Source organism: Anaerococcus lactolyticus S7-1-13 (genome assembly GCF_000758765.1).
Taxonomy (GTDB): Bacteria; Bacillota; Clostridia; order Tissierellales; family Peptoniphilaceae; genus Anaerococcus; species Anaerococcus lactolyticus.
Map to the genome: position 1 here is coordinate 1 of NZ_JRMW01000007.1, position 2,362 is coordinate 2,362.

The following is a 2,362-nucleotide window of genomic DNA, read 5'->3' on the forward strand; positions in this document are numbered from 1 at the left end:
CCCAGTGAGGGACCCTGCGGAAGGTCCCTTGGGGTTCCCCCAGATACGGAGTAGTTATGTAATGACTAAAAAATTATAAGATAGATAATTCAATCTCGGATTAAAGAAAAATTAAGTTTTAGTGGAATAAAAAAACCACCCTTTATCAAAAGGATGGTTTTTGTCAAGTGAGTACCCGGGTATTTTATTTTTTGGTTGGACCTAAGAGTGCACTCTTAATTTGGTCCTTCCTTTAGAGTCTGTGATTAGTCTCTTTTGCTTGCTGCGTAAGCAACTGAAGCTGCTGCTAGGATACCAGCAACGCCTGCGATACCAGCGATACCAGTTTTAGCGTTTTTGCCTGCTTTTCTAGCTGGTTTGTTTTCTTCTGGTTTCTTTTCTTCTGGTTTCTTTTCTTCTTCAACAGCTGGTTGTTCTTTTTCGTTTTCTTTGATTGTGTTGTTGATGTCAGAAGCTGATTCTTTGTTTTCTTTTGTAAGAGCTTCAAGATCTTCTACTTTTACATCATCTTCAGCAGCGTATGCTGTAGCGATGAAAGCCATTTTCTTTTCTACTTTTGCAAGAGCTGCTTCACCTTTTGTGATAGCTGCTTTAGCTTTAGTGATTTGAGCTTCAAGTTTAGCTTTTACTTTAGCAACTGATTTTGGAGCGTTTTGAAGTAGGAATTCAGCTGATTTAACTGCTGCTTTGTTGTCATCGATAGATGCTTTAAGAGCTTTAACAGCTTCTGCTACTGATTTTGCTGCTGGTTTAGCGTCTTTAACAACAATCTTTGTTCCTTCGATTGTAACGATTTTGTTTACAAGTTCTGCTGCTGTATTTAAATCAGTCATTGTATCTTTGAATTTTTGAGATAGTACAGCTTCTTTATCAAGAGCTTCGCCGTATGCTTTGTATGCTAATCTTAATTCTTGGTTAGCATGATCAAGGTCAACGAAAGCTTGAGCTTTAGGACCTAGTTTGTTTTTGTCAAGATCTGGAGCATTTTCAGCTTCTTTTCTCTTAGCTTCACCTAATTTTGTAAGAGCTTCATCTAATTTCTTTACTGCTTCATCATAAGCTTTTTTAGCTGTATCAACATCAGATTGTTGTTTTGTACCTTTTTTAAATCCATCTTGAGCATCAGCATAGTCTTTTATTGCTTTTGCTGCTTTAGCTTTTAAGCCTTGTTCTGGATGACCTGCTGGGCCATCAAGTTCATCTTGAATGTCTTTAGCTGTTTTTGATTCAGAACCAGGTTTATCTTCATCAAGGTCTTTGTATTTCTTTTCTGCTTTTTCTTGAGCTTTTTTAGCTGCTTCGTATCTTTCTTTAGCTGCTGCTGATTTCTTTCTAGCATCTTCTCTTTGTGCGAAGTATTTTTGAGCTTCTGCTAATCTTTCATTGTAGTTAACTTCTACTAATTTTGTTCCGTGTTCTGATGCTACTGCTGGAGCAACTGCACCAAGACCTAGAGCTAGTGCTAGAGCACCTGCTGCTAATTTATTCATTTTCATAATTATAATTCTCCTTTGAATTTCTTTGAAATTTGTTTTGTACTTAGTGTACTCACTTTACATTTATAATCTTACAATAGTTTCTCCACATTGTCAACACATTTATGCAATTTGTAAATATTTCTAAATTTTCAGCAAATATATCTACAATTTTTCTACACAATTCATTTCTCTTTCCACACCAGATATTCTTCTTTACACACCAGGTGTGGAGTCCTTTTGTGATGGCCCCTGCCCCTACCCTCACCATTTTTATTTTGTTTTGGGTGGGATTAAAAGGTTTTTTTAAATGGGATTTTGTAAGATTACACTTATTATACTATTACTTTTTTTCTTATCCAAGATAAGTTATTTTCTTTTTTTCAATCCGAGATTTAATGGTAGTAAAAACTTTGAAATTAAAGTTTTTACGGTTTTCAAAATTTCTCAAGGTGCAAAGCACCGCAGCAGAAATTTCTGAAAAACCTTATGTAATTTTTTACAAGCGATGCGACGAATAGGAGCATTGATTGTAAAAAGATTACGTTCCTTAGCCTTTCAATCCGAGATTGAATTATCTTTCTATATAATATAAATATTTTTTTGATTTTTAAAAGTATTATTCCACTTACAGTTGAATCTCCGTTATCGGGAGGGACGCTAAGGGACCTTCCGTATGGTCCCTCAACGCTTCCCTCCCGAACCCTCCCTTTCCTTACACCCCCAGACGGCTCCTTAGCGGAGGGCGAATAAAGAAGCTTGCCTTTTCGGCAAGCTTTTTTTGGTAGGGGGAATGACCTTGTATTAGTTTTCGTTTTTTCATAGAGATTTCTAATCTTCGGGTTGCTAAAACTGATAACTCGGCTACGCCTCAAACAATCAGTTTT

General features: G+C 36.4%; 2 protein-coding genes. Both read right to left on the minus strand.

Translation table 11 applies throughout. From position 1 onward, the window contains the following. Positions 1 to 245 precede the first annotated feature (245 nt). Complete coding sequence (locus HMPREF1630_RS00280) at positions 246 to 1,496, minus strand: hypothetical protein (protein ID WP_037325941.1); 1,251 nt, start codon at positions 1,494 to 1,496, stop codon at positions 246 to 248. A 416-nt stretch (positions 1,497 to 1,912) separates the two neighbouring features. Further along, a partial coding sequence (locus HMPREF1630_RS09590; protein ID WP_231549490.1) for a hypothetical protein occupies positions 1,913 to 2,362 on the minus strand: 450 nt, incomplete at its 5' end.

Bases quoted from the DNA above. Each gene is read 5' to 3' on its own strand.
- HMPREF1630_RS00280 (WP_037325941.1), bottom strand. From the start codon at position 1,496: ATGAAAATGAATAAATTAGCAGCAGGTGCTCTAGCACTAGCTCTAGGT.